The organism is Nonomuraea longicatena, assembly GCF_039525605.1.
Lineage (GTDB): Bacteria > Actinomycetota > Actinomycetes > Streptosporangiales > Streptosporangiaceae > Nonomuraea > Nonomuraea longicatena.
Genome location: NZ_BAAAHQ010000013.1, coordinates 26218 through 52326, shown reverse-complemented (window position 1 = coordinate 52326; position 26109 = coordinate 26218). Strand labels below are relative to the sequence as shown.

Genomic DNA, 26109 nt, shown 5'->3' with positions numbered 1-26109 from the left:
CGGCATGGGCCCGGAGTCCGATGGCGCTCGCGGTACTGACGGCGTAGGCCGGGAGTCAGCGGAAGCGGTCGGCGTTCTCGATCGCCCAGTCGTCGTAGGTGCGCGGCGAGCGGCCGATGATCTCCTTCATGGAAGGCCGTTGCTCAAGCGTCCAGCGGGTGAGTTCGGCCAGTTGCGCGAAGTACTCCTCAAGGGCGTACAGCGTCACGTCGATGCCACTGTCCGGCCAGCCACGACGCTGCCAGATCGCACGGCTCTCCGAAGGGGTCAGCTCGACGGCGTCGATGTCGCGGCCGATGGCCTCGGCGATGCTCCGCACCCGAGAGAGGCTGCTGATCGGCAGGCCGACCGCCTCAAGAACGCCGCCGACGTACTCGTCCTCGCGCAGCGCCGGCACGGCGACGGCGGCGAGGTCGTCCTCGTGGATGAACGGATAGTGGCCCTCGCCCAGGAATGCCTCCCGGACGGCCTGCTCGCGTCGGATGGTGTCCGGCCAGTCCGATCCCGTGGCGGGATAGGTGCCTTCGAGGACGGACCCCATCACAGCCGACGGGCGGATGTGCGTCCACTCCATCCCCGAACGCTCGACGGCCCTTTCGATGGCCAGCCAGAACCACGTCTCCGGCGGATACGCCTCCTCGTACTCCGGCCCGTGCGAGGACAGCACCACGATGCGCCGGACACCGGCGGCGAGTGCGAGCGCCAGCGCGTCCTGAACCGTCGAAGGCAGGGCACCGGCGAGGAAGACGCTTTCGACGCCGTCGAAGGCCGCGGCGTACTCTCCCGGCCGGGTGATGGACCCTTCAACGAGTTCGACGGCGTCAGGCCAGTCGGCCAACTGGTCGGGCTCGGCGATCACGCGCACGCGATCACCGGCGGCGAGCAGCTGACGTGCCAGGCTCCGTCCGACGATCCCCGTCGGGCTGCTGCCGGCGTCCTTCCGCGCGCTGACCACGGTCAGCAGCCGCAGTCGTCCGGATTCCGGCGTACTTTCGATCCGCTTGATTTCAGGCATGGCAAGACTCTCCAAGTGTGAACGGAGATCTTGCGCCTTCTCCCGCTGCCGGAGCATGTGCTCTCGTCGGGAAAAGGGTGCGGATCCGAGGCCGTCCACGCTAGCAGGTCAAAACGACGCAACTCAGACCCCGGTCCGAAAACCGCCGAAGCCGCGTCCAAAACCACCGTCCGCCGGAGACCGCGGCCGGGATCGTTCCACGCCGAACAGTCCGCACGCGGGAGCTATGGTCGCGGCGAGATCAGACGTCGCTGGAGAAGCGCACCGCGCGCGCGGGCAGTTCTACCTCCGGCCAGATCCGCGCCCCCGCCTGAAGCTCGTTGTGGCACCCTACGACGGCCCGGTCCCCCACCATCGCGTCGCGCAGCACCGCTCCGGCGCACACCCGCGCCCCGGCGCCGACCACGGAGTCGCTCACCACGGCTCCCTCCTCGACGACGCATCCGTCGAGGAGGATGCTGCCGCTCACCGACGCGCCCGCGAAGACCCGCGCCCCGGCGCCGACGACCGTACCGCCGCCGACCTCGGCCTCCGGCGCGACCTCCGCCCCGGCCAGCAGGAGTCGCTCACCAGCCGGTCCGGGCAGCGCGGGCGAGGCCAGCCGGCCGAGGACCAGGTCGCGCGAGCCCTTGACGAAGGCGGCCGGGGTGCCGACGTCGAGCCAGTAGGTGCGGTCGGCGTAGCCGAGCACCAGCGCCCCTGACTCGATGAGGCCGGGGAAGGTCTGCCGCTCGACGGAGACCACCTCGCCCTCGGGGATCGCGTCGATCACCGACCGGGTGAAGACGTAGCACCCGGCGTTGATCCGGTTGGTGACGGGATCGGGGGTCTTCTCCAGGAAGGCGGTGACCCGGCCGTCGCCGTCGGTGGGGACGCAGCCGAAGCGGGTCGGGTCGTCGACCTCGGTCAGGTGGAGGGTGACGGCCGCCTGCCCGGCGACGTGGGTGCGCACCTGGTCGCCGATGTCGTGGCCGGACAGGATGTCGCCGTTGAGGACGAGCACGGGAGCGTCGGGCGGACTGCCGAGCGCCTGGGCGGCGTTGCGGATCGCGCCGCCGGTGCCGAGGGGGGTCTCCTCGGTCATGTACTCGATGGAGAGCCCGAACGCCGCGCCGTCGCCGAAGACGGGCTCGAACATCGCCGCCTTGTAGGAGGTGGCGAAGACGATGCGCCGTACGCCGAAGGACCGCGCCCGCGCCAGTTGGTGGGCCAGGAACGGCACACCGGCCGTCGGGAGCAGCGGCTTAGGCGTGCCGAGAGTCAGCGGACGCAGGCGCGTGCCCTGGCCGCCGACCAGGAGAATCGCCTCTAGGTCTGGCAAAGAGCTCTCCATCACTCCGCGAGGTTACCCGACTATTCGATGGCGCGTTGATAGGCGCTGAGATGTGCCTCAGCCGACGCTTCCCAGGTGAACTCGCGGGCTCTGGCGAGCCCCGCCGCACGCAGCCGGGACCGTTCGGCGGTCGATCCGAGCAGTTCGGCGAGCGCGACGGCGATGCTGTCGGCGTCGGGTTCGGTGTAGGCGACGGCGTCGCCGCCCACCTCGGGCAGCGAGGTGCGATGGGTGGTGAGGACGGGTGCCCCGCAGGCCATGGCCTCAAGGACGGGCAGCCCGAACCCTTCGCCGCGTGAGGGGAAGGCGACCACCAGTGCGCCGCCGAGGAAACCGGGCAGGTCGGGCACCCGCAGGTAGCCGGGCCGGACGACCTTGACGGTGGCCTCGACCTCGCGGCAGGCGGCGTCGACGTCGTCCTCGTGCACGCCGCCGCCGATGACCAGCGCGGGCGGCTCGTCGAGGGCCTTGACGGCGGCGGCGAAGCCGCGCACCAGGTTGGGCACGTTCTTACGGGGTTCCAGCGCCCCGAGGAAGGCCACGTACGGTTGCCCGCGCAGCCCGCACCGATCGCCCGCCCGCCTGGTCTCCGCCTCGGTGGGCGGGTGGAACAGCCGCTGGTCGACACCGTGGTAGGCGACGTCGATGCGGGTGGGGTCGGCCGACAGGACCCGGATGAGCTCGTCCCTCGTCGCCTTGGAGGGCACCACCACCCGTCGCGCGTGCCGTACGGCGGTGCGGGTGGCCGCTCTGAAGAAGGCGGCCTTGGTGGTGCCGTGCTGGTCGGGCTCGGTGAACCAGGTGACGTCGTGCACGGTCGCCACCGTCGGGATCCCGGAGCGGAGCGGTATCGAGTAGTAGGGGGCGTGGATCACCTGGGCGCCGGCCTGCTTGGCGAGCAGGGGCACGCCGGTCTGCTCCCAGGCGAGCCTGGCGGCCCGGTTGGTGATCGCGACGGGGCCGGGCATGATACGGGCGGTGGGCGCCAACTTGCCATAGCGTTCGGCGTCGGCCCGCTGGCAGACGACCGCGAGGTCGGCTCCGGCCTGGTGGAGAGCGGCGATGAGGCCGTCTACGTATCTGATCAACGCGCCGCGGTCGGCAGGGACTGCCGCCGCGTCGACAAGAATGCGAGGCATAACGAAGATCTTCTCCCCTCAAGATCAACGTGGGACCTGATGTCCCCCTCCGTGGTTCAGCCTATGACCAGCCTCCCCAAAAACGTGGGCCAAATCACACACGACCGCGCCGAGCGGTTATTCCCGCCATACCAGCGCAGATCAGGTCGCCCAGAATGATGACCACCCGCGAGACGAGCGCCACGGCGATGGCCGCGCCCGCGTCCATGGCGGGCGCCAGTACGGTCACCATGACCGCCTCCCGCACCCCCGCGCCGGCGGGGACGACGACGGTCATGATGCCGAGGCACCATGACAGCGCGAACGCGCCGACGGCGAACACCGGCCCCAATTCCGGCGCGACCAAATACAGGTGGAGGCCGTAGCAGATCCACCCGGCCAGTGACCAGCCGAGCGCGGTGAGCATGCCGCGCCTGCTCAGCGGGCGCTCCAGCGGCTCGCGCCGCAGCTTGCGCAGGCCGAAGCCGACGACGGCGTTGACGACCTTGGGTTCGAGCAGCACCAGCAGCACGGGGACGAGCAGCAGCAGCCACCCGTAGGCGCCCCAGCCGAGCGTGACGAGGGTGACGAGCAGCCCGGTCGCGAGCTGGATCGGCATCATGAGGAAGAAGGCGGCGGCGCTGCGGGTGCGGGGCACGCCGAGGTCGCGGCCCATCTCCATCTGGGCGAGCATCGGCCAGACCGTGCCGGGGATGTACTTTCCGAGCTGGCCCACGAAGAAGACCTTGGCGGCCGGGCGCAGCGGCAGCGGCGAGCCGAGGTCGCCGAGCAGGGTGCGCCAGGTGAGCATGGCGCCGAGCAGCGCGCCGACGACCGCGACGAGTGATCCGGCGAGCAGCGGCCACGACAGCCTGGCCAGGCCCGCCACGACGGAGTCCCACTGCGAGGCCACCACCCAGGCGCCGAAGCCCAGCGCGACCGCCAGGAAGGCGAGCCGTACCGCCCGTTTCAGGCCGGTGCGGGAGCGTGGCGCGGTGGTGCTCAACGGAGGCGGTCCGGCGGCTGCGGGAGGGCGGCGCCCGCAGGGCGGCGCGGCGTCTTGGTGGCGACCCACAGGTAGGTCGGCACGAGCGGCAGCAGCAGGCGCAGCACGGCGCGCGGGGTGCGGGACAGCACCGCTCGCGCCGCCCGGCCGGCCGCGCCGGGGAACAGTTCGCCGCCCGCGAACCGGTCGGGGGTCGCGAGCACCGGGAAGGTGTAGTCCCATACGTGGAAGGCCCGCAGCATCCGGCGCAGCCCGCGCCGGGTGCGGAAGCGCTCGTAGTAGTGGTCGGCGCGGCCGGAGGCGCGCACGTAGCGGTCGGCGAGCGCGGGCGGCAGGTAGGACAGGAACGGCAGCTTGTAGTGCGGCTCCATGATCCCGAGCCGGTTGCCGAGGCCGAGGTAGAGCACACCGTCGTCGGACAGCACCCGGTGCATCTCGGCGACGACCGCGTCGGGGTCGACCACGTGCTCGTAGATGTGGTTGAAGACCAGCACGTCGAGCGAGCCGTCGGGGAACGGCAGCGCGGTGCCGTCGCCGCAGATGAAGGCCACCCGCGCGCCGAACCGGTCGGCGGCCTTGCGCAGGCCGGGCACGTCGATGTCGATGCCGAGCGTGTGCGCCGCGCCCGCGTTCGCGAGCTCGTCGGCGATGAAGCCGGCCGAGCAGCCCACATCGCCCACGGTGAGCCCGCTCAGCGGGCCGTGGAAGTGTTCGAGCACTGCGATGATCTTGGCGGCCTTCCGGCGGCGTTTGCCCTCGTCGAGCATCGCCGACTGGAACTCCGAGTATTCGAGCTGCTGCTGCCTGCTCATGGGTGGTCCGCCCGCTCCTTTCGCGCCCGCGGTGACCCACAGTACCGCCGCCCGGCGTGCTGATCTGGCCGAGCGGGTGATCCGCGCGTAGATTCGGCTCATGCTCCGTCGCCTCGTGCGGGTCGCGCTGGCCCTGCTCGCGCTCGGTTTCCTGGGGTACGGCCTGGCCCGCAACTGGGGCGAGACCACGGCCGAGCTGGCCCGGATGCCGCCCTGGGCGCTCGCGGGCGCGTTCGCCGCCGTGCTGGCCGGGCAGTTCTGCATGCTGCTGGCCTGGCGTGAGGTGCTGGCCGGGCTCGGCTCGCCGCTGCCGCTGCGGGTGAGCGGGCGGATCATGTTCGTCGGGCAGCTCGGCAAGTACATCCCGGGCTCGGTGTGGGCCTACGCGGCGATGATGGACCTCGGGCGCGACCACGGCAGCCCGCCGCGCCGTACGTTCGCGTGTGTCTCGCTGTCGCTGGTGATCAACCTGGGGGTGGCGCTGACGGTGGCGGCGGCGACGCTCGCCACGCAGCAGGTCGTCCGCGACTCGTGGTACGCGCTGCTGCTCGTGCCCGTGATCGTCGTCTGCCTGCACCCGAAGGTGCTGACCTGGGGCCTCAACCTGGTGCTGCGCGTGGCGCGCGAGGACCCGCTCGACAGCGCGCTCCCCGGCCGCACGGTGCTGGTCGCCACGGGCTGGACCGTCCTCGGCTGGCTCGGGTACGGCCTGCACACCTGGGCGCTGGCCGGGGTCGCCTACCCGCTGGCCACCGGCGCCTACGCCTTCGCGTGGGCGACCGGGCTGCTGTTCTTCCTGGTGCCCGCCGGGGTCGGGGTGCGCGACGGCGCGCTGGTGCTGGTGCTGCGCCCCGTCGTGGGCGACGGGGCGGCGTTCGCGGTGGCGCTGGTCTCGCGCCTGGTCTTCACGCTGACCGACCTGGTCGCGGCGGGTGCCGCGATCGTGCTCGGCCGTCAGGCGGCCAGCAGGGTGCCGACGTACGACGACCAGAACGGCTCGGGATCGACGGACTTCACCCCGGAGAGCAGGGCCTCGGGGTCGGCGTAGAACCGTTCGATGGCCGCGCGCAGTTGCCCCACGTCGCCGGGCTCGACGAGCAGGCCGTCGACGCCGTCGGTGATGTGGTCGCCGAGCGCGCCGACCCGGCTGGCGATCACCGGGACGCCGTGCTCGTGGCCGAGCCACACGTTCTGGCTGGCGGTCGCGTGGCGGTAGGGCAGCACCAGGGCGTCGGCCTCGGCGAACAGCGCGGGCACCGCCTCGGCCGCCACGTAGCCGGGCCGCAGCTCGACCCGGTCGCCGAGGCCGAGGTCGGCGATGAGCTTCCTGGTCTCTTCGACGCCGCCCCAGAACTCCCCCGCGACCGTGAGGCGCACGCCCTCGGGAAGCGCCCGCAGCAGCAGGTCGAGCCCCTTGTACGGCCGGACGAGGCCGAAGAACAGCAGGTTGCGCCGGATCTCCCGCCCGCTCCTTCCGGAGGAAGCGGCAGAAGAGGTGGGCAGGTGCGGCGCCATGGCGGCCACGCTGACCGGCCGGGGGGTGAGCTCGCGGGCCAGCGCCGCCTGCGGCTCGGAGTGCGTCAGCACCCCGTCGACCCGCCCCAGCAGCGCCTTCATGAGCGGCCTGTCGTACGGCTTGCGCTCATGGGGCAGCACGTTGTGGCAGAGCGCGAGAGTGCGCGCCCGGCCGCCGAGCCCCCACAGGATGCCCAGGTAGGCGGGCACCTGCACGGGGCTGAGCACCGCGAGGATCACCAGGTCCGCGCCCCTGAGCCGGCGCCCGCACCCCACCCAGCCGTCCGGCCGCCGCCAGTCGAGGCGCCGCAGCACCCGTGAGTACGGCCGGCCGTCCGGCACGTCGATCGTCTGCTGCCCCGGGTAGAGGAAGGACGGGTACTGCGCCCGCCACGACTCGATCACCACGTCGTGGCCGAGCTCGTCGAGCCGGTGGGCCAGCTCGGTCGTGTGCTGGGCGCCACCGCCCTTGTACGGGTGGGCCGGGCCCACGATCGCGATCCGCACCTACTCCCCCCGGCTGCGCACGATCAGGTCGGCGAGCAGCGCGACCGCGCCGATGAGCATGCCGGACAGGAAGATCATGATGGTGTTGGACGGCACGTAGAACGGCTTGTTGATCATGTCGTAGACGAACTTCGCCGCCGCGATGCCCACCAGCCACAGGGCCGGGGGCATGAGCACCTTCAGCGGGTTGAAGTACATGATCATCCGCAGCACCTGGAGGATGTAGCGGTAGGCGTCGGACACGAACGAGAACTTCGACTTGCCCGCCCGCTTGGCGTAGTCGATCGGCAGGTAGTGGATGTCGTGCTGGTTCGACAGGAACGACAGCGTGATCGTCGTGACGCACGAGAACCCGGGGGGCAGCAGCCGCAGGTAGGGGCGCGCCACCGTCCGGCGGAAGGCCCGCAGTCCGGAGTTGAGGTCGGGGATGCGCTGGCCCGCGAGCATCTCGGCGACCTTGCGGATCACGAACTTGGCGGGCACCCGCAGCAGTTTGTGCGAGCCCTCCTCCGAGGTGCGGGCGCCGACGACCTGGTCGATCGACGGGTCCTTCTCCAGGATCTGCACCAGTTCGGGGATACGCTCGTTGGGGTAGGTCATGTCGGCGTCGGTCCAGACGACGATCTCGCCGCGCGCCTCCTGGGTGCCGATCCTGCGCACGGTGCCCGCGCCGCCGTTGCGGTGGAAGGCCCTGATCCGCATGTGGGGGTAGCGGGGGGCGGCGTCCTCCAGCTTGGCCAGCGTCTGGTCGGTGGAGCAGTCGTCGACCGCGACCAGCTCGTAGGTGTAGCCGCTGCCGTCCATCGCCTTGGTGATCCGCTCGACCTCGTCGAGGACGTGGTCCTGCTCGTTGTAGCAGGGCAGGACGATCGTGACGTAGGGCGCTTCTTCCACGGCGGGTCCACTCTGGGGGGTCTCAGGCGTGCTCACGTGCGTCGAGGTTACTCTGCCCAGCTGGGACCCAGGTCCATTTCACCGGCATCAAAGGACCGCCATCCACACTCTGACCTGCAGCCGCCAGGTGCCGTCCGGGGGTTTGACGAGCGAGCGCTCGTCCTGACGGGTGCTGAGGGAGAGGATCTCCACCGGGCGGCCGTACTCCGCGAGCTGCTCGGGCGCGGCGGCCAGCAGCACGGGCGTACGGCCGGTCTGCGCGACGCGGGCGGCCAGGCGGCGCACCTCGTCCGGGGCCGGCAGGTCGCCCTCCTCCCTGCGTACCGAGGCGGCGGGCCGGCCGCACATGCCTCGGACGAGTTGGGTGAACCGGTCGGCGGTGACCCGTTCGGCGAACAGCACCGACGCGTCGGCGGGGATCCGGGCGCACATCGCCTCGACGGCCGCCCGCTCGCCGCGCTCGATCGGGGTGAACGCGGTGCCGATCGAGGTGACGGCGGGCGGCACCAGCACCAGGACGGCGCCGACGCCCGCGACCCAGGAGCGGGTGCGGGGACCGTACCCGAGCCTGCCGGTCTTGTCGCGCAGCCAGCCGAGCCCCCACACACCGAGCAGCACCAGCCCGGGGATCACCACGGGCACCAGGCGGCGCGAGGCCCACGGCTGGTCGGGGGTGATCTCGGGACGCAGCAACGTGGTCACGGTGGTGAAGCCGATGACCGCCAGCGGCAGCAGCCACTCGGGCGAGGAGCCGTCGCGCAGCATCCGCCGCACCAGGACGGCGGCGGCCAGCGTGGCCAGCACCACGACGGGCAGGCCGACATACCAGACCACCCAGAGCAGCGAGTCCTCGAAGTAGAGGCGGGTGCCGTCGACGGGCAGGCCGTTGGCCTTCTGGGTGTCGGCGATGAAGCGGGCGGTCAGCACGTCCGCCTGGCTCACGGGCTCGCGGCGCACGGTCTGCAGCCACGGCCGTACGGCGAACCCGGCCATCACCAGGACGACCAGCGCGGCGCCGGCCTCGGGCAGCAGGCGGGGCCGGCGGAGGCGGGCCAGGCTGCGGGCCACGCGGGGGGCGAGCGCCGTACCGGCGAGGGTGAGAACGAGCACGGCGCCGCAGATCACCAGCAGCGGCACCACCGACCTGGACAGGTAGGACAGGTACGGCCGGGCGAAGACGAGGGCGGCGGCGAACCCGAGCGCCACCCCGGCGACCAGCCCCGCCAGCAGCGGCCCGCCGAGCACGCCCACAGCGTGGCCGACGGTGTGGCCGGCAGTTCGGCCGACAGCTTGGCCGACAGCTTGGACGGCAGGGCGACCGACAGCTTGGCCGCCAGGGCGGCCGAGGCGCCGCAGGGCGATGAGCAGCCCGGCGAAAACCAGCACGGGCAGCACGTCGCGCAGCCCGTCGATGCGCACCAGCGTCGCCAGCCCGAACAGCAGCCCGGCGAGCCCGGCGCACCACGCACCCCGCCGCCCGCCCAGGAGACCCGCCCCCGGATGCGCCTCACCCGGCGAAGTCCCCGCTGGATACGCCTCACCCGATGAAGAACCCGCGCCCCGCACGGCACCCGCGTCGTTGGGCGCCGCTCCGGCTCCCCGGAGGGCGGCTCGTGCGTCGTGCAGGAGGATCAGGCCGCCGAACAGCAGGATCAGCGACGGGATCTCGCTGAACGTGGTGCGCGAGGTGTAGAGGATCGGCAGGCTGACGGCGAAGGTCAGCGCGGCGAGCGGGGCCCAGCGCCCGCCCGCGAGCCGCGCGGCCAGCCCACCCACGGTGAGTACGGCCAGCGCGCCGAGCACGGCGGGCCCGATCATCAGGCCGCCGAGCCAGGCGGCGGCCGAGTGGAGCATGGGCGCGCCCGGCATGAACTGCGGCACGACCGCGCCGCCGTGGTCGTAGAACCCGACGCTGAGGAACTCCAGGCCGGGGTCGGGACCACCGAAGGCCCACTCCTGGCGCGGGATCGGCAGCGAGCCGTGCTCGGCGATCCACGTCGTGTACTGGGCGTAGGTCGCTGGGTCGCGCCTGACGATCAGCTGCTCGCTGTGCAGGAGGGCGTTGAAGACCCCGGAAGCGAGGGCGGCGGCGAGGACTCCCACGGTCTGCCATGGCGTGGCGTCGCAGAGGGGCCATCGCAGGGCAACGCTCCAGGAGAGCGGGCGCGCGGCGTCACGGGAGGACCCGCGTCCGGAGCCGTCACGCACGACCATCCACGCCAGCACGGCCGTGAACGCCGCCGCGAGCAGCGTCACCGGCAGCGGCCGGAAGAGGCCGAGCATCAGCAGCGGCAGTCCCGCGAGGAGCCACCCCGCGACCAGGAGGGCGGGCAGCAGCGAGGCCACGGCGAGTACCCTGCCCGCCGACGGCCTCCGCGTCTCGTCGAGCCAGAAGGGTGCCATCACTGCTGGCGAGCGTATCCGAGACGGACCCGCTCAACTCCCCGCGAGACGGACCGCGAGGTGGCAGGCGTATCCGAGACGGATCCCCTCATCTCACCGCGAGACGGACCGCGACACACCTGGTGCGCGTCTCATCTCGACATCACCGGAGCCGTGCCCCGGTCGGTGTTCCGGCCCGCGACACACCCGGTGCGCGTCGCACCCCGGGTAGCGTACATACGCCGTGAAAGGTGCCGTCGAGCAGGAGGGGAGCACGCGGTGAGTGCCGACACGGAGGCGGCCGCCTCCCCAGCCGTGCGCGTGTCAGGGGCGCTGCGCAGGGCGCGCGACCTGGTCGCGGCGCACCCGTGGTTCGCCGGGGTTCTCGGTGTCGGGGTGCTGCTGCGGGTGCTCGCGATGCTCGGTTTCCGGCCCGCGCTGTGGTTCCCCGACTCCTACACCTACATCGTCACGGTCTTCCGCCCCCGCCCCGACCTGGTCAGACCGGCCGGGTACTCCTTCTTCCTCAAGCTGCTCGAACCGTTCCACAGCTTCGCCGTGGTGACGGCGGTCCAGCACCTGATGGGCCTGGCCGTCGGCGTCATGGTGTACGCGGCGGCGCGGGGTGCCCGCCGCTGGGTGCGCACACTCGCCGCCGTCCCGGTGCTGCTCGACGCCTACCAGGTCGAGCTGGAGCACCTGCTCGTCTCGGACACGCTGTTCATGTTCCTGGTCGCCGCCGCCGTCGTGCTCGCCATCGGGCGGAGCCTGTCGTGGCGCACGGCCCTCGCCGTCGGCCTGCTGCTGGCCGCCGCGACGCTGACCAGGACCGTCGGCCAGCCGCTCATCGTCGTCGTGGCCGCGTGGTTCCTGCTGCGCCGCAGGTTCACGGCGACGGGTGTGCTGGCGGTGGCGGCGCTGGTCCCGTTGCTCGCGTACATGACCTGGTTCTCCGCCACCCACAACCGGTTCGGGCTGGTCGGCGCCAACGGGGTGTTCCTGTACGCGCGCACGATGGCCTTCGCCGACTGCGCCGAGATGAATCCCCCGCCCGACCTGCGGGTGCTGTGCGACCCGAGGCCGCCCGACCAGCGGCCGCCGTCGCAGGAGTACATCTGGTCGAAGGACTCGCCGTTGGTCGAGCTGCCCGGCATCACCTTCACCGACGCCAACGACGACCTCGCGGGCAGGTTCGCCGCCCTGGCCATCCGCAGCCAGCCGCTGGACTTCGCCGCCACGACGCTCGCGGAGCTGGGCCGTACGTTCGTCTGGGACCGGCCGGTCTACCCCGACGCGCAGATCTACGCCCATTACGAGTTCCCGGAGGCCACGCCGCCGCCGCCCGGCAGGCACGCGGCGCAGCTCGGCGTGCAGCGGGCCGGCGAGTACGAGCGGGGACCGATCGCGACCTCGGTCGTGGAGCCGTGGGCGGGCTGGATGCGCGCCTACCAGGACGTCGCCCGGCTGCCCGGCATGGTGCTGCTGGGCGCCCTGGTGGTGCCGCTGGTGATGCGGCGGGGGCGGGCGTGGCCGCTGCCCTGGACCGCCGGGCTGGCGCTGCTGGCCGTCCCGGCGGCGGTGGCGGAGTTCGACTACCGGTACGTACTGCCGGCGGTGCCGCTGATCTGTCTCGCGGCGGCGCTCAGCACCCGCGCCGACCAGGGGCGACCGTAAAGAGTTTGACGTTGATATTCCACGTTATGTCCAACTCTGACTATGCTTCGTCACGCTCGGGTCACGACCGAATCGCTCGATCATGGCGCCGGGCGTGCCGCGTGTGACCTAGTCTCGTGGCGCAGTGAGTGTACGACCGAGCCAGCTCGTGTACGGCCTGGCGGATCTTCGCGCCGAGGAGGGCCGTATGAAGCTGAGGGGGGCGTATGAGTGACCACAGAATGCTTCCCGGTCAGGACCGCAGGACGGCCACGACCCAGCCGGGCGGCCTGCGCGGGCCACGCAGTGCCCCGCCGCCGCCCCCTGCCCCGCCCCCTCCCGGCGAGCCGCGCGGCCGTCGTGCCAAGGGCGGCGGCGGCCGCGACAAGATGCGCATCCTCGCCTGGACGAGCATCGCGCTCACAGGCGTGATCGTGGCGGGCTCGCTGACCGGCTACGTCGTCTACCGCGACGCCTGGGGCAGCGTCAACAAGAAGGACGTCGACAAGGACATCCTCAACACCCGCCCGGTCAACAACAGCGGCGCCGTCAACGTCCTGCTGGTCGGCTCGGACACCCGCGACGGCGAAGGCAACGCGAGGTACGGCCAGCTCGACGCCAGGCGCGGCGCGGGCAAGCGCACCGACACGATCATCCTCATGCACATCTCGCCCAACCGCGACGGCGCCAAGCTGATCAGCTTCCCGCGCGACTCCATGGTCGACATCCCCCGCTGCAAGAACGAGACCACCGGCGTCGTCATGGCCCCCAAGCGGGACATGATCAACTCCGCCTACAACGAGGGCGGCATCGCCTGCACAATGTCCACGCTCGAAACGCTCACCGGCATCCGCATCCACCATTTCGCCGAGGTCGACTTCAGCGGCTTCAAGAACATCGTCGACGCCCTCGGCGGCATCGAGGTCTGCCTGAAGAGCGGTGTCAACGACAAGAAGTCCAAGCTCACGCTGCCGCCCGGCAAAAGCCTGCTCGACGGGGAGAAGGCGCTCGGCTTCGTGCGCCTGCGCGCCTACGGCGACGGCAGTGACATCCAGCGCATCAGGCGCCAGCAACTGTTCCTCACCAAGGTCGTGCAGAAGGCCACCAGCAGCGACCTGCTGGGCAACCCGGCCCGGCTCACCAGCCTCATCAAGGCGGCGGCCCAGTCGGTGACGATGGACGAGGAACTCGCCAACGACACCCAGAAGCTGCTCGACATCGCCGCGAGCGCCAAGGCGATGACCGCGGGCGACGTCAAGTTCATCACCGTGCCCTGGGGCGAGGACCCGGCCGACAAGAACCGTGTGGTGTGGACCCAGCCCGACGCCAACGACCTGTTCAACGCCATCAAGAACGACGTCGAGATCGCCGAGCCGCAGCCGAGCACCACCGCCAGTGCCGCGCCCAAGGTCACCCCCAAGCCCGACCAGGTGCAGATCCAGGTGCTCAACGGCACCGCGACCCCCGGCAAGGCCAGGGAGGTCGCCGACGCGCTGACCAAGGAGGGCTTCCGGGTCATCGGCCTCGGCAACTTCAAGGCGCCGGAGGGCAGCGCCAAGACCCAGTTGCGCTTCGGCAAGCGGGCCGTCAACGGCGCCGACTACGCCGCCGTGGTCGGCAAGGCCATGACGCCGAAGGTCACCGCGACGCAGGGCGGCGTGAAGCCGCTGACGACCGAGCCGTACACCTCGACGGTCCCCGAGGGCGCCAAGCCCGCCGACGGCGGCAAGCCGCCGGTGATCCAGCTGATCGTCGGCGACGACTTCAACGGGGTGAAGGTCACCAAACTCCCTGACAGCGTCGCCAACAACACAGTCAGCGCAAACCAGAAGAATGTCTGCACCTAACCTCCGAATTCCCTGTGTGTGTCGGCGTTTCTGGAGCGCCTGATGAGACAGGAGTGAGCACACGGGCTACAGTTGGCGGGTCGGCGACAGCGGTCGCGGGACACCGTCCAGGCGTCCTGCCGCGGCGGAGCGGTCGCGTTCCATCGACCCCGAACGAAGCTGAGCGTCCACCTCGTGTCTGACACCCGGTCTACTGTTCCGACGGTTCCTGCCACCACCGACCAGGAAACCACCCAGGACACCACCGACGCCAAGAACCGGTGGCCGCTGCCGCAGAGCGTGAAGAGCGTCTGGGAGAAGGCCACACCCGTCGCCCAGCACGTGCCCAAGCCCAAGAAGAAGCGCGACCCGTACCTCGACAACGTCAAATTCGTGCTCATCGCGCTGGTGGTCGTCGGCCACTCGCTGGTGCCGACGCTCAACACCGCCTCCTCGCGGGCGCTGTACGTCTTCATCTACATGTTCCACATGCCGCTGTTCGTACTGATCAGCGGCTACCTTTCGCGCAACTTCTGGAACTCCAACGCCAAGACCAACAAGCTGGTCGACACGTTCGTGATCCCCTACGTGATCGTCGAACTCGGCTACGCCGGACTCCGCACCGCCCTCGGGCAGAAGTGGAGTCTGACGATCATCGACCCGGCCTGGCTCAACTGGTACCTCCTGGCGCTGCTGTTCTGGCGGCTGTCGGCCCCGGTGTGGAAGCGGATGCGCTACCCGATCCCGGTGTCGATAGCGATCTACCTGTTCGCCGGATACTCCCAGATCAGCGGCGACTTCAGCATGGACCGCTTCTTCGGCCTGATGCCCTTCTTCGTCATCGGCCTGGTGATGCAGCCCGAGCACTTCGAGCTGCTCAACCGCCTGTGGATCAAGATCGTGAGCGCGGTCACGCTGGTCGCCGCCGCCGCGGTCTCGATCTTCGTCGCGATCAAGGACCCGTCGCTCAAGCCGTTCTACTTCAAGCACAGCTATCAGGACATGGACCTGTCGTGGTGGATGGGCCTCGGCGTCCGCTCCGGCCTGCTGGTGTGCTCGCTGGCCATGTGTTTCGCGGTGCTCGCGCTGGTGCCGCGCGGCGACACCTGGTACTCCGACCTCGGTACCCGCACCCTGTACGCGTACCTGCTCCACGGCATCCCCGTCCTGATCGCCAAGGAGATGGGCTGGCTCGCCTTCCCGTGGCTGGAGGGGCCGCTCGGCACTCTCGCGATCAGTTCGCTGATGTTCGCGCTGGCGATCGTGCTGTGCCTGCCGGAGACCAGGACGATCTTCAAATGGGTGCTGGAACCCCGGCTCACCTGGTTGTACCGGCGACCGTCGCGAAGTTAACCGGCAGTTCCGACCGCTGTCACCCAGCCGACCGGGACGCGGCGCAGCATCGGAGGCATGCGGGTCTGTGTCGCCACCACCGATCACCATCCCGAGGACGCCCGGATCATGCACAGGCAGATCCGGGCGCTGCTCGACGCGGGCCACGACGTCGCCTACGTGGCCCCGTTCACCTACTACAACGTCACCCCGCCACCGCCGATCACGGCGATCGACCTGCCACGCGGCGCCGGTCACGGCCGGGCGCGCGCCGCGCTGCGCCGGGGCGTGCGGGATGCCGACCTGTTGCTGGTCCACGACGCCCGGCTGATGCGGGCGGTGCCGTACCGGTGTCCGCCGGTCGTGTGGGACGTGCGTGAGCCCCGCGACGCCCGGCGGGCCGTCCGGGCCGCGCGCCGCCACCACGTGATCTCGCCCGAGGTGGTCCCGGAGGCCACGACCGTCGCCGAGATGCCGCCGCCCTCCGGCGACGCCCGGGTGGTCCACCTCGGCCGCCTGACGGCCGAACGCGGCGCGGGCGAGCTGGTCGGGCTGGCCGAGCGGCTGGTGCCGTACGGTCTCCGGCTCGACCTCATCGGCCCCGCCGACCACCGGACGCGGGTGCTGCTCCGCGACGCCCAGCGGGCCGGGCTGCTCGACTGGTACGGCCACGTCCCCCACCGGCACGCCCTGCGGATGACCGAAGGCGCCCTGGCCGGGCTGTCGCTCGCCGCCGACAGCGTGACCGGCGTCCCCACGAAGGTGCTCGACTACATGGGGCGCGGCATCCCGGTCGTCGCCACCGCACAGGCCGCCCAGCCCGTACGGTCCGCCCGCTGCGGCCTCGTCGTCCGCCGCGACCCCGCCGCCGTGCTGGAGGCGCTGCTCGACCTGCGGGAGGATCCGGCCCTGCGCGCGGAACTGGGCGCCAATGGCCACCGCCACGCCGCGCTGCACCACCACTGGCCCGACCACGCCCGGACCTTCGTAGCGCGGATGGAGTCGTACGCGGAGCTCGCCCACCCGGTGGTTCCGCAGGACGTGCGCCGACCGACGGCGGCGCCGTCGAACGCCCGCCCTGCCAGCCGGTGACCACCCCTTCGTCGAGACCGATCACCGACCCGGCCGTGGCCGGCGTCCGTCGAACGCCCGATCTGCCAACCGGTGACCGCCCCTTCATCGAGGAGTGATCGCAGACTGCCTCTCGGGATCAGGACTGACCGCTCAAGCAGGTGCGGGCATCGCGAGCGGATCCCCAGGGGACTGTGGCCGACCGTCTAGAAGCGCACCACGTCGAAGGTGGCGTCGGCCACCCTGACGGTCTTGACCCGGGGGTCGGCGGCGGCCTTGCGGAGTTCGGCGACCGTGGCCGTCTCATCCACGTAGGCGTACATCAGACCCTTCTGGGCCGCAGCTTCGATCCGGGCGAGCGTGAGGTCGAAGTGGCGCAGGTCGGACCCATCCTCGTCACGCAGGATGCCCCGCCACGCCCGGAACGCCGCCACCGTCGTCGGCGGGCTGTCGTAGCAGTAGCGCGACTTCTGCTTCACCATGCCCTTGCTCCACATCCCGTAACCCCAGGTGATGGGGACAGAGCCCGGCCTGGACTCCATGACGAGCCGATCGGGGCAGGCGTTGACGCCCTTGCCGAACGCCGCCAGTTCGTCGGCCGTCATCGGCTTCGTGAACTCCACTACCGCCAGCGTGCGCAGGTTCTGCGGCAGGCCCGCCAGCAGTTCCTGGTCCCTCTTCTTGTTCACCGGGTCGCGCCCGACCATCATCAGCGCCCTGGTGAGCGTGGTGGCGCCGGAGTTGCCGAGCGGCAGCCGCCCGACCCGGCCGAAGAGGTCCTGGGTGATCGTGTATCGCGCGGCCGGGTTGACCTCGAAGCCGCCGATGGCCTGCAGCGGCCTGGCGCCGACCTCGATGCTGAGCGACCACGGGGTGACATCGCAGCACCAGAGCTCCGTGATCTGGTAGGACGGGTTGTACAGCTGGAAGGCGGTGCCGAGCACGTCCATCATGCGCTCCTGGCGGTCGCCGCTCTGCTGGATCAGCATCGGGACCCCGACCAGCACCCCAGCCGCCACGACCAGGGCGGCCAGCACGATCGCGGCCGTCTTGACCAGGCCGCGACGTACCGCCCTTTTCACGCGTTTGGGGTTGAAGTCCGGGATGTCGTCGAGGTCGAGGTCCTGGGGGTCGCTCATCAGCGGGCTCCGTACATCTCGGCGAACGCGGCTCGCGCCCGCCACACGGCGGTCTTGATCGTGTTGTGCTTCTTTCCGGTCATCGCGGCCACCTCGACCATCGAGAAGCCCTCCAGATAGACGAGTTCGAGCAGGCGCCGGTGCTGGGCGGGCAGGCGGTCGAGCACGTCGCGGACCTCCAGGGCCGGCGGACCCAGCGCGGGGACGCCCAGTTCGTCCGGGTCGGGCAGCGGCGCCTCGGTGCGGGTACGCCGTACGTGGTCGATGAAGACGTTGCGGGCGATGGTGAGCAGCCACGCGGCCGGGTTCTCGCCACGCCAGCCGAGCAGCGCTCTGGTCGCCCTGACGAAGGTGTCCTGCGCGAGGTCCTCCGCCAGGTGGGGGTCACGGGTCCGGCGCACCAAGAACCCGCACACGAGCGTCCAATGCTCGCGGTACAGCTCCTCGATGATGGGGGCCTCCACGCGGTTTCGATGTTCACACCAGTGCAGACGGCACCCGGGCGGGAATGGTCACAGCGCTTGCCGGTTGATGTACTGGAAGCATGGCATCGCAGCTGATTCAGGGCCGTATGGTGCACCTGCCGGTCCGGGTGAGAGACGCGACGGTCTGCAGCGCCTTCTTCCCCGTGCGCGCCGACGCCGCTCGCGCCGTCATCGCCTACTCGGGCCTGGACGCGGCGGAGATCCTGCCCGGCAAGGCCGTCTGCGCGCTGGTCTTCGCCGATTACCGCGACAGCGATCTCGACGCCTACCACGAGTTCGGGGTGGCCTTCCTGGTGCGTCCGCCCGGCTCCGAGTCACGCGGGCCGCGCGAGGTGGGGGCGTTCGTGCACTGGCTGCCGGTCGACCAGGTGTTCACGATGGAGGCGGGGCGGTCGCTGTGGGGCTTTCCCAAGGAACTGGCCGAGATCGGGCTGCGGCTGTCGTCGCCCTACAAGCGGTGTGTCGTGCGCAAGGACGGGCGGCTGGTCGTCGATCTCCTGCTCAGGCCGGGGGTGCCCGCGCCGCCCGCGCGGCTGCCGCTGACGGCGTACACGCATCGTGACGGGGTGACCCGCCGGATCACCGGGCGGATGGCCGTGCACGGCGTCCAGGCCCGGCCGGGCGGGGCGCTCATCCGGCTGGGCAACCATCCGGTGGCGAAGGAGCTCAGTGAGCTGGGCCTGCCGAAGCGCGCGCTGCTGAGCGTCACGGCAGAGCGGACGAGGATGGAATGGGACGCCGCCGTCACGCTATGAGGGCACCCCAGGTGCGGCGTGTGGCCCGCCAGGACGGACGGCACCTCCCGTCTCGCAGGGTGCCACGTGAGCGGGCCGGTGGTCGCCGCTGTGTCAGACGATCGGCGGGCGGCCGAGTTTGACCATGCGCCACGCCGTGCTCCATGCCATCGGACGGCGCTCGCCCGCCGGAGCGCGCAGCCCCTCGGCGAAGCCGCCGAACCAGGCACGCAGCGGCGCGCCGGAGCCGCGCTCGCGCACCACCGTGAGCGCGGCCCAGTTGGCCAGGTAGAGGACGGCCAGCGGCCACGGCAGGTTGCGACGGGCCAGCCAGACGCGGTTGCGGGCGTTGAGCCGGTAGAACTCGGTGTGCCTGGTCGGCGGCACCTGCGGGTGGTACATGACGGTCTCGGCGTCGTACTCGATGCGGTAGCCCTCACCGAGCAGCCGCCAGGCCAGGTCGGTTTCCTCGTGAGCGTAGAAGAACCGCTCAGGGAGCCCGCCCACCTGGAGGAAGGCCGAGCGCCGGATCGCCGAGGCGCCGCCGAGGAAGGTCGTGACCGGCGAGGACCGCTCGGGGTCGCCCGCCCGCAGCCTCGGCACGTGCCTGCGCTGGCCGACGCCGCCGTCGGGGTCCATCACCCGGAAGGAGATGACCGCGAGGTCGGGTTCGGTGGCGAAGCGGTCGCGGACGTGCGCGACCACTTTCTGGTTGGCGTACCAGCCGTCGTCGTCGAGGAACAGCACGACGTCGCCCGAGCACTCCTCGACGCCCCGGTTGCGCCCGGCCGGGATGCCGGTGTTGTGCTCCAGGCGGAGCGTCTTCACGCTGGCCGCCGAGCCTGGGGGCGGTGTCGCCGTCAGCGCGGGCACGTCGGCGCCGTTGCCCACGATGACCACCTCGACGTCGCCGTCGACCTGGTGCAGGACGGACTCGACCGCCCGGTCCAGCTCCGCGACCCGGTTGCCCATGGTGAGGATGACGCACGAGATCTTCAACGCGTCATCGCCTTGACGCGTCGAAGGCACGGGCGGAGCATGCTTTCATGATCACCGAGTCTGATGTTCTGACCGTCATTTCCTGATATGGGTGGAGCCAAGCGTATCGGAACCACTCGCGAACCCCCACCGAACGGCGGATGTTCGATCAATACGACGGCTGGCGCGCCCAACCGGTTCCGGGAAACGATCACGCAAGCCGCCTCGACGCCAGAATGCTCACCAGATGCAGGACCGTCTGCAGCGCCGCCGCCACCAGACAGGCGACCGTGAGAACCCGGGTGGCGACCAGATCGCCCGTGATCAGGTCGATCACCGCCGCCACCAGCACGAGCAGCGACAGTTCGATCGGCTGCACGATCCGGTGGAACTTCGTCGCCCCCAGGATCCGGCGGCCCAGGCCCAGCAGCCCCGAGCGGAACTGGCCGCCGGACGCCTCACTGGCCGAGGGCAGCCCGCCCTTGGCCCGCGCCACGTCGACCAGGTCGGTCTCGGCCTTGATGAGGATCGCGCCGAGCGCGGCGGCGACCCCCATCACGGTGTACCAGTCGGGCAGGGTGGCCGAGGCCCGCCAGCCCAGCCCCACCAGCAGCGCCGCCTCGGTGAAGTAGGCGCCGATCCGGTCGAGGTAGACGCCGGTGAGCGAGGTCTTGCCCGTCCACCGGGCCAGCTCGCCGTCCGAGCAGTCGAGCAGCAGGTAGACCTGGATGAGCAGGGCGGCCCCGAGCGCCGCCCACAACCCCGGCAGGGCCACCACGAAGCCTGAGGCGATCCCGGCCAACGTCATGATCCAGGTGAGCTGGTTGGGCGTGACCGAGGTCTTGGTGAACAGCCACGTGACGCGGATCGAGATCGCGCGCATGTAGAGGACACCGGCCCAATGCTCGCCGTTGACGCGCGCCAGATGGCCGTCGGGCTGGGCGACGGCCCGCAGCTCAGCTACCGAAGGCCCGGACATAGTCCGCCACCCGTCCGCGTACCTCGGAGTCCGACAGGCGCAGGTGTTCGAGGATCGTGTAGCGACCCGGGCGCGTGGAGGGCGCCAGGATGACGGCCTCGGTGAACTGTTCCTCGCTGAGCCCCACGTCGCCGGGGGTGACCGGGAGCCGGTGCTGCCTGAGGCAGTCGACCACCTGGTTCAGGCGGGAGTCGTCCTCCCGGAGGAAGTAGCAGAACGCGGCGCCGATGCCGGCGAGCTCGCCGTGGTTGGAGGTGCCGGGGAAGAGCTGGTCCACGGCATGCATGATTTCATGGTCGCCACCGCTCGCGGGCCGCGAGGACCCGGCGATGACCATCGACATGCCCGACAGGATCAGCGACTCGGCCAGCACGGTCAGGAACGCGTCGGACTCGATCGAGTCGGAGCGGCCGATCAGCGCCTCGGCGGCGGTGCGGGCCATCGAGCAGGCCAGGCCGTCGATGGGCTCGCCGCGCTCGATGTTGCCGAGGTGCCAGTCGTCGATCGCCGACAGGTTGCTGACGACGTCGCCGACCCCGGCGCGCACCAGGGAGTCGGGAGCGCTGTGCACGAAGTCGAGATCGACCAGGATCGCCAGCGGCATCGGCACGCCGAAGGTCCCCTTGCCACCGTCGTAGGTGAGCGAGGCCGTCGGCGAGCAGATGCCGTCGTGCGACAGGTTGGTGGCGACCGCGACCATCGGGATGCCGGCCAGCGAGGCGGCGTATTTGGTGGTGTCGATGGTCTTGCCGCCGCCGACGCCCACGACGACCTCGTAGGCGCCCTTGCGCAGGTCGTTGCCGAGCGACACGGCGGCCTCCACCGAGCCGCCCGGCACCTTGAACACCTTCGCCTCGCCCAGCGTGGGCGTGATCAGACCCTCGATGTGGTCGCCCTGCCCCGGGCCGACCGCCACCGCGATCCGGCCGGAGGTCGCCACGCGGCTGTCGTTGAGCAGCGCGCCGAGCTGGGCGACCGCGCCCCGCCGTACCTCCATGGTGAGAGGGGCGGGCAGCATCCTCGCGAGGAGCGGCATATGCGCCTCCCTCAGTAGTCGACGGCGATGGTGCGAGCCTTGGCGAGGTCGTCGTGATTGTCGACCTCGACCCAGGCGACCTCTCCGATCGGGGCGACGTGGATGCGCTCGCCGCGCCCGACCATCTCCTGGTAGCCGTCCTCGTAGTAGAGCTGCGGGTCGCGCTCGAAGGTGGTCTTCAGCGCGTCGGCCAGGCGGTCGGCGGCACCCGGGCGGATCAGCGTGGCGCCGATGTACTCGCCGTATGCCTGCGCCGGGTCCATGAGCTTGGTGATGCGGTCCAGCGCGCCGCCGTCGAGGGTCACCTTCATCTCCTCGTCGGCGAGCTTCTTCACGTCGTCGACCGCGAGCAGCAGGTCACTGGTCGCGGGCGCCGACAGCAGCGTCCTCTCGACCGAGACCGGGTGCACGGTGTCGCCGTTGACCAGCAGCGCGCCCTGCTCGAAGTAGTCGCGCGCGCACCAGAGGGAGTAGGCGTTGTTCCACTCTTCGGCCTTGTCGTTGTACACGAGTGTGAGCTTGACGCCGTGACGCTCCTCAAGGGCGTCCTTGCGCTCCTCCACCGCCTGCGCGGCGTACCCGACGATCACCACGACGTCGCGCAGGCCCACCTCCGCGAGGTTGCGCAGGGAGATGTCCATGATCGTGGTCTCGCCGTCGACCGGCACGAGCGCTTTGGGCAGCGTGTCGGTGTACGGCCGCAGGCGTCGTCCGGCTCCGGCGGCCAGCACCATTCCCAGCAACGTGCACTCCTCAGTTACGTAACGTGCGGCGGGTCGCCATGACGCGACCGTAGGCCCAAAAGGTTAGTTGCCTTTTGGGCCTGTGCGGGTAATCCGCTGTCAGTCCTGTGTTCCCATATCGGGCGCTTCCATCCCGGAACGGGGCGCGGCGAGCCAGCAGGTAACGCTCTCCCAACCGAACAGCAACCACAGGTAGAGGGTCAGCACGACGATTCCGAGGGTGGGCAGGCCGATGAGCACCGCGGCGGACACCGCGATCATCCGGCCGTCCCAGCCCAGGCCGAAGGTGGACAGCCACGGCGGCGCGTACACCTGCTGCCTGACCCGGTAGACGAGGTCGTAGTGGTGGAAGGCGAGCGCGCCGAGCAGCGCGAAGACCACGACGGGGTGCACGTCGTGGGCGAAGCAGCAACTGGCGACGAAGGCGTACTCGATGAGGCGCAGGATCGGCGGGCACAGCCAGTCGAGCCTGCCGTCATGGGGTGCGCTGCTGCCCGGCCCGGCCAGCAGCAGCGTCACCACCGGGGCGAAGACGGCCAGGCCGCTGGAGCCGGCCAAACCGATCATCAGCAGGATGCCGGTGACGAAGGCGCCGGCGATCAGCGGCGGCAGCGGGGGCAGTTGCCCCGCCACCAGGGCGCCCATGCCGCGCGAGAGCGGCCCGTCGTCACGGTAGGCGACGACCCTGCTGACGGGCACCGGGGTCAGGTGAACCGAGATCGTGCTCACGGCCGCTCCGCTCGTCTCATGCCAGGGACCTCGCGACCCGGCCGGTCAGGGTGTAGAGCATGGCGAGGCCGCCCCACACGAGCAGGGCGAGGAAGGCGATGCGGGCGTTGAACACCGCCGCCGTGACCGCGATGAGCGCCATGCGCTCGCCGATCGGCAGCACGACCGCCTTCTTGGCCCACCGCAGGACGCTCTCGCGCTCCATCCGCCGCGCGAGCCCGAGCACGCCCTTCTTCGGCGTGCCGAAGCGGCCCGCGTCGGCGGCCTCCAGCAGCGAGCGCGGCGGCCTGGCCCAGGACGAGCCGATGCGGGCGGCGTCGGTCAGCGCCCCGGCGAAAGAGAAGTCGATCATGTGACGGACGGCCTGCACGACCATGGCGGCCACCGCGAGGTACCAGATGTGGTCGGGGCCGCCGTGCGCCCAGCTCAGTCCGGCGGTGTAGCCGATGGCCAGGCCCACGTAGACGACGTACTCCTTGAGCCGGTCGGCCATCGCGTCGACCCAGGCGCCGAGCGGCGAGAACGTGCGGGTGTAGCGGGCGAGCTGGCCGTCGAGGCAGTCGAGCACGAACGACAGGTAGAGCAGCACCGCGCCGACGATCTGCGCGCCGCGCGTGCCCGCCGAGAACCACACGGCCGAGAGCACGGCCAGGCCGATCGAGATGCCCGTGACCGCGTTGGGCGTGAGCCGTACCCGGGCGGCCGGCCGGATGAGGTGGCGCGACCAGCTTGAGACGAAGAAGGTGGCGAAGAAGCCGTCGTCGCGCTTGACGGCGGCGTCCAGGCGCACGCGGGACTCGTCGACCTCCGACAGCCGGGCGATGGCGCCGTCGAGGGCGCCCTGCGCGGTCACACGGTCGCAGTGGAGCGGCCCGAGGGCGGCGGCGCGCACCGGCACCCCGGCCCTGACCAGGCCGACCAGCAGGAGGTCCACGGCCTCGACGGGACTGACCGGGCCGAACCTGCCGGTGTCGGCCAGCTCGGCGAGTTCGTCGGCGATGTCGGCCAGGGTGACCAGGTCGGACTCGCCCACCTGCAGCACGCCCCGGAAGGTGGCGTTGGCCTCCGGCACGGTGTGGAAGGAACTGCCCGCCGCGACCACCCGGCCGCCCTCGACCCTGACGGGCGGGCGCAGCGGGGCTGTGGCGGCGTCGTAGCTGATCAGTGCCCCCGACACGCGCGCCGGGTGTTGGAGCAGCAACGCCAGCGCCTCGTTGTGGGCCACCAGGTCGGCGGGGAGCACGACGACGGGCCCGGAGGAGATGCGGGCCAGGCTCGCCACTCCGCGCAGGTCGGCGCCGAGGCCCTTGCCCGCGGGGACGATCTGGACATCGCGCACGGGCATGGCGGCGAGTTGGTCGCCGATGCGGTCGAGCAGGGTGCCGTCGGCGCAGGAGAGCCGGGCGGCAGGAGTCGTGGCGAGGACGATCACCGAGGTGGTCGTGCTCTCACGCGTGAGTGAGTCAGGCAAGGCGCGGGTCTCCTCCCGGACGCGCGGGAGCGCGTGGACAGCGCGTGGACACAGCGTAGCGATCCGACGACGCGATATCACGGAACAAGGCGGTTACGCTCACGGCATGAGTTCTCGATTGCGCTCTGTGGGAGTGGTCCTGGCCGGCGGAGTGGGCCGGCGTGTCGGGATGAATACCCCGAAACAGCTTGTGGAGATCGGCGGGCGGCCGATCATCGAGCACACGATCGCGCTGTTCGACGCCGCACCCGAGATCGACGAGGTCATCGTGCTGATGACACCCGGCCACACGGCCGAGGTGGAGGCGATCGTGGCGCGGGGCGGCTACGGCAAGGTGAGCCGGGTCCTCGAAGGCGGCGCGAGCCGCCTGGAGACGACCTGGCGGGCGCTTCAGGCCCTGGGCGACGAGGAGTGCGACGTGCTCCTGCACGACGCCGTGCGGCCCCTTCTGGAGCCCCGGATCATCACCGAGTGTGTCCGTGCCCTCTCCGCCCACCGGGCCGTGGAGGTGGCGATCCCGAGCTCCGACACGGTGCTCGTGGCGGTGCCCGCCGAGGGCGGCGAGGTCGTCGGGGACGTACCCGACAGGACCCGGCTGCGGCGGGCGCAGACACCGCAGTGCTTCCGGCTGTCGGTGATCAGGCAGGCGTTCGAGCGGGCCATGGCCGACCCCGGCTTCGCCGACCGTCCGGCGACGGACGATGCGGGCGTGGTGCTGCGCTACCTGCCCGAGGTGCCGGTCTTCCTGGTGGCGGGCAGCGAGCGCAACATGAAGGTGACTCACCCGATCGACCTGGCCATCGCCGACCGGCTGCTGCGCCTGCCCGCCGAGGCGGCGGGGGCGCGCGACCGCTCGGTGCTGGCGGGACGCACGGTGGCGATCTTCGGCGCGGCCCCGTGGGGGTCAGAACTGGCCGAACTGCTCTCCTCGTACGGCGCCGCCGTCCACCGCTTCGCCGCCGGCGCCCCCGCCGAGGAGGCGCTGGCCGGGCTGGGCCGGGTCGACCACGTGGTCGAGACCGCCCCCGGTGACCTTGTCGGGTCGGCGGTGGCCAGGGCGGCTCATCCGTACCTGCGCAAGAGCGGGGGGAGCCTGCTGCTGGACGCGGCGGCCGAGCACGACCTCGCGGCGGCGACCGGCGCCGCCGTCGCGGCGCTGGCGGAGGCGCTGGCCGGAGAGTGGGCGGCCGACGGGATCGAGGTCGCCTGCGTGAACGGGGGCACGGCGGAGGCGGCGCTCGACGCGCTCCTCGGGCAGAAGGGCTGATGAGGCCGCCCGTCCCGGCCGCCCGTAACGGACGGGCGACCAGGACGGGCGGCCAACGACGGGCGGCAGGTTCAGGCAGCAGGG

At 71.2% G+C, this 26109-nt stretch carries 23 protein-coding genes; 7 read left to right on the top strand and 16 right to left on the bottom strand.

Going from position 1 to position 26109, the window contains the following annotated elements:
• Positions 1-55: 55 nt before the first annotated feature.
• The 5 genes from ABD120_RS14995 to ABD120_RS14975 all read right to left on the bottom strand — a co-directional run bounded on the left by ABD120_RS14995 (position 56) and on the right by ABD120_RS14975 (position 5386).
• Positions 56-1015, bottom strand: a complete 960-nt coding sequence (locus tag ABD120_RS14995) for an SDR family oxidoreductase (protein WP_343950469.1) — start codon at positions 1013-1015, stop codon at positions 56-58.
• A 241-nt stretch (positions 1016-1256) separates the two neighbouring features.
• Complete coding sequence (gene manB, locus ABD120_RS14990; protein ID WP_425563971.1) at positions 1257-2336, bottom strand: mannose-1-phosphate guanylyltransferase; 1080 nt, start codon at positions 2334-2336, stop codon at positions 1257-1259.
• Positions 2337-2368: 32 nt separating this feature from the next.
• The gene (locus ABD120_RS14985) at positions 2369-3436 is read right to left on the bottom strand and encodes a glycosyltransferase family 4 protein (protein ID WP_343950467.1); all 1068 of its coding nucleotides are present in this window, start codon (positions 3434-3436) and stop codon (positions 2369-2371) included.
• 145 nt (positions 3437-3581) lie between these two features.
• Positions 3582-4472, bottom strand: coding sequence for a lysylphosphatidylglycerol synthase transmembrane domain-containing protein (locus tag ABD120_RS14980; RefSeq protein WP_343950466.1), 891 nt, complete (start codon positions 4470-4472; stop codon positions 3582-3584).
• Entirely contained in the window at positions 4469-5386 is a 918-nt protein-coding gene (locus ABD120_RS14975) for a class I SAM-dependent methyltransferase (protein WP_343950465.1), read from the bottom strand. The genes ABD120_RS14980 and ABD120_RS14975 overlap by 4 nt, the downstream gene beginning before the upstream one ends.
• Here ABD120_RS14975 and ABD120_RS14970 point away from each other — a divergent pair.
• Complete coding sequence (locus tag ABD120_RS14970; RefSeq protein WP_343950464.1) at positions 5385-6332, top strand: lysylphosphatidylglycerol synthase transmembrane domain-containing protein; 948 nt, start codon at positions 5385-5387, stop codon at positions 6330-6332. The two genes, ABD120_RS14975 and ABD120_RS14970, sit on opposite strands and share 2 nt — an antisense overlap.
• Here ABD120_RS14970 and ABD120_RS14965 read toward each other — a convergent pair.
• From ABD120_RS14965 to ABD120_RS14955, 3 genes are read right to left on the bottom strand one after another with little or no spacing between them, the layout of a single operon-like run.
• On the bottom strand, positions 6239-7306 hold the full coding sequence (locus ABD120_RS14965) for a glycosyltransferase family 4 protein (RefSeq protein WP_343950463.1): 1068 nt from the start codon (positions 7304-7306) through the stop codon (positions 6239-6241). The genes ABD120_RS14970 and ABD120_RS14965 overlap by 94 nt on opposite strands.
• Entirely contained in the window at positions 7307-8236 is a 930-nt protein-coding gene (locus ABD120_RS14960; protein WP_343950462.1) for a glycosyltransferase family 2 protein, read from the bottom strand.
• 51 nt (positions 8237-8287) lie between these two features.
• Entirely contained in the window at positions 8288-10603 is a 2316-nt protein-coding gene (locus ABD120_RS14955) for a hypothetical protein (RefSeq protein ID WP_343950515.1), read from the bottom strand.
• Positions 10604-10861: 258 nt separating this feature from the next.
• On the opposite strand from ABD120_RS14955, the gene ABD120_RS14950 reads away from it, so the two are divergent.
• From ABD120_RS14950 to ABD120_RS14935, 4 genes are all read left to right on the top strand, one after another.
• A complete protein-coding gene (locus tag ABD120_RS14950; RefSeq protein ID WP_343950461.1) occupies positions 10862-12256 on the top strand; it encodes a hypothetical protein in 1395 nt (464 codons plus the stop codon).
• Between the two features lie 206 nt (positions 12257-12462).
• Positions 12463-14082 (top strand): LCP family protein, encoded by a 1620-nt coding sequence (locus tag ABD120_RS14945; RefSeq protein ID WP_343950460.1) that lies wholly within the window; start codon positions 12463-12465, stop codon positions 14080-14082.
• 174 nt (positions 14083-14256) lie between these two features.
• Positions 14257-15414 carry an acyltransferase family protein gene (locus tag ABD120_RS14940; protein WP_343950459.1) on the top strand — a complete coding sequence of 386 codons (1158 nt, stop codon included), beginning with the start codon at positions 14257-14259 and terminating at the stop codon, positions 15412-15414.
• Positions 15415-15471: 57 nt separating this feature from the next.
• Positions 15472-16485, top strand: a complete 1014-nt coding sequence (locus ABD120_RS14935; RefSeq protein ID WP_343950458.1) for a glycosyltransferase — start codon at positions 15472-15474, stop codon at positions 16483-16485.
• 185 nt (positions 16486-16670) lie between these two features.
• Here the strand turns inward: ABD120_RS14935 and ABD120_RS14930 are convergent, their stop codons facing one another.
• Together ABD120_RS14930 and ABD120_RS14925 are read right to left on the bottom strand one after the other, a co-directional pair.
• Positions 16671-17603: a hypothetical protein gene (locus ABD120_RS14930; protein ID WP_343950457.1), complete on the bottom strand. Its 933-nt coding sequence runs from the start codon at positions 17601-17603 to the stop codon at positions 16671-16673.
• Positions 17603-18067 (bottom strand): RNA polymerase sigma factor, encoded by a 465-nt coding sequence (locus tag ABD120_RS14925; RefSeq protein ID WP_343950456.1) that lies wholly within the window; start codon positions 18065-18067, stop codon positions 17603-17605. The genes ABD120_RS14930 and ABD120_RS14925 overlap by 1 nt, the downstream gene beginning before the upstream one ends.
• 80 nt (positions 18068-18147) lie before the next feature.
• On the opposite strand from ABD120_RS14925, the gene ABD120_RS14920 reads away from it, so the two are divergent.
• Entirely contained in the window at positions 18148-18843 is a 696-nt protein-coding gene (locus tag ABD120_RS14920) for an acetoacetate decarboxylase family protein (RefSeq protein WP_343950455.1), read from the top strand.
• Between the two features lie 93 nt (positions 18844-18936).
• On the opposite strand, the gene ABD120_RS14915 is transcribed toward ABD120_RS14920, so the two are convergent.
• The 6 genes from ABD120_RS14915 to ABD120_RS14890 all read right to left on the bottom strand — a co-directional run bounded on the left by ABD120_RS14915 (position 18937) and on the right by ABD120_RS14890 (position 24758).
• Complete coding sequence (locus tag ABD120_RS14915) at positions 18937-19821, bottom strand: glycosyltransferase family 2 protein (RefSeq protein ID WP_343950514.1); 885 nt, start codon at positions 19819-19821, stop codon at positions 18937-18939.
• Between the two features lie 190 nt (positions 19822-20011).
• Positions 20012-20779, bottom strand: coding sequence for a CDP-alcohol phosphatidyltransferase family protein (locus ABD120_RS14910; protein WP_343950454.1), 768 nt, complete (start codon positions 20777-20779; stop codon positions 20012-20014).
• Entirely contained in the window at positions 20757-21797 is a 1041-nt protein-coding gene (locus ABD120_RS14905; RefSeq protein ID WP_343950513.1) for an iron-containing alcohol dehydrogenase family protein, read from the bottom strand. Before ABD120_RS14905 ends, ABD120_RS14910 begins: the two co-directional genes overlap by 23 nt.
• Before the next feature lie 29 nt (positions 21798-21826).
• Positions 21827-22558, bottom strand: coding sequence for a phosphocholine cytidylyltransferase family protein (locus ABD120_RS14900; protein WP_343950453.1), 732 nt, complete (start codon positions 22556-22558; stop codon positions 21827-21829).
• A 99-nt stretch (positions 22559-22657) separates the two neighbouring features.
• Positions 22658-23287 (bottom strand): DUF5941 domain-containing protein, encoded by a 630-nt coding sequence (locus ABD120_RS14895; RefSeq protein WP_343950452.1) that lies wholly within the window; start codon positions 23285-23287, stop codon positions 22658-22660.
• 16 nt (positions 23288-23303) lie between these two features.
• A complete protein-coding gene (locus ABD120_RS14890; protein WP_343950451.1) occupies positions 23304-24758 on the bottom strand; it encodes a CDP-alcohol phosphatidyltransferase family protein in 1455 nt (484 codons plus the stop codon).
• 106 nt (positions 24759-24864) lie between these two features.
• On the opposite strand from ABD120_RS14890, the gene ABD120_RS14885 reads away from it, so the two are divergent.
• Entirely contained in the window at positions 24865-26025 is a 1161-nt protein-coding gene (locus ABD120_RS14885) for an IspD/TarI family cytidylyltransferase (protein ID WP_343950450.1), read from the top strand.
• The last annotated feature ends 84 nt before the right edge of the window (positions 26026-26109 follow it).

Excerpts from the sequence above, each read along its gene's own strand:
- ABD120_RS14975 (WP_343950465.1), bottom strand. The coding sequence starts at position 5,386 with ATGAGCCGAATCTACGCGCGGATCACCCGCTCGGCCAGATCAGCACGC.
- ABD120_RS14945 (WP_343950460.1), top strand. The coding sequence starts at position 12,463 with ATGAGTGACCACAGAATGCTTCCCGGTCAGGACCGCAGGACGGCCACG.
- ABD120_RS14910 (WP_343950454.1), bottom strand. The coding sequence starts at position 20,779 with ATGTCCGGGCCTTCGGTAGCTGAGCTGCGGGCCGTCGCCCAGCCCGAC.
- ABD120_RS14955 (WP_343950515.1), bottom strand. The coding sequence starts at position 10,603 with ATGGCACCCTTCTGGCTCGACGAGACGCGGAGGCCGTCGGCGGGCAGG.
- ABD120_RS14935 (WP_343950458.1), top strand. The coding sequence starts at position 15,472 with ATGCGGGTCTGTGTCGCCACCACCGATCACCATCCCGAGGACGCCCGG.
- ABD120_RS14995 (WP_343950469.1), bottom strand. The coding sequence starts at position 1,015 with ATGCCTGAAATCAAGCGGATCGAAAGTACGCCGGAATCCGGACGACTG.
- ABD120_RS14930 (WP_343950457.1), bottom strand. The coding sequence starts at position 17,603 with ATGAGCGACCCCCAGGACCTCGACCTCGACGACATCCCGGACTTCAAC.
- ABD120_RS14920 (WP_343950455.1), top strand. The coding sequence starts at position 18,148 with ATGGCATCGCAGCTGATTCAGGGCCGTATGGTGCACCTGCCGGTCCGG.
- ABD120_RS14885 (WP_343950450.1), top strand. The coding sequence starts at position 24,865 with ATGAGTTCTCGATTGCGCTCTGTGGGAGTGGTCCTGGCCGGCGGAGTG.
- ABD120_RS14905 (WP_343950513.1), bottom strand. The coding sequence starts at position 21,797 with ATGCTGCCCGCCCCTCTCACCATGGAGGTACGGCGGGGCGCGGTCGCC.
- ABD120_RS14970 (WP_343950464.1), top strand. The coding sequence starts at position 5,385 with ATGCTCCGTCGCCTCGTGCGGGTCGCGCTGGCCCTGCTCGCGCTCGGT.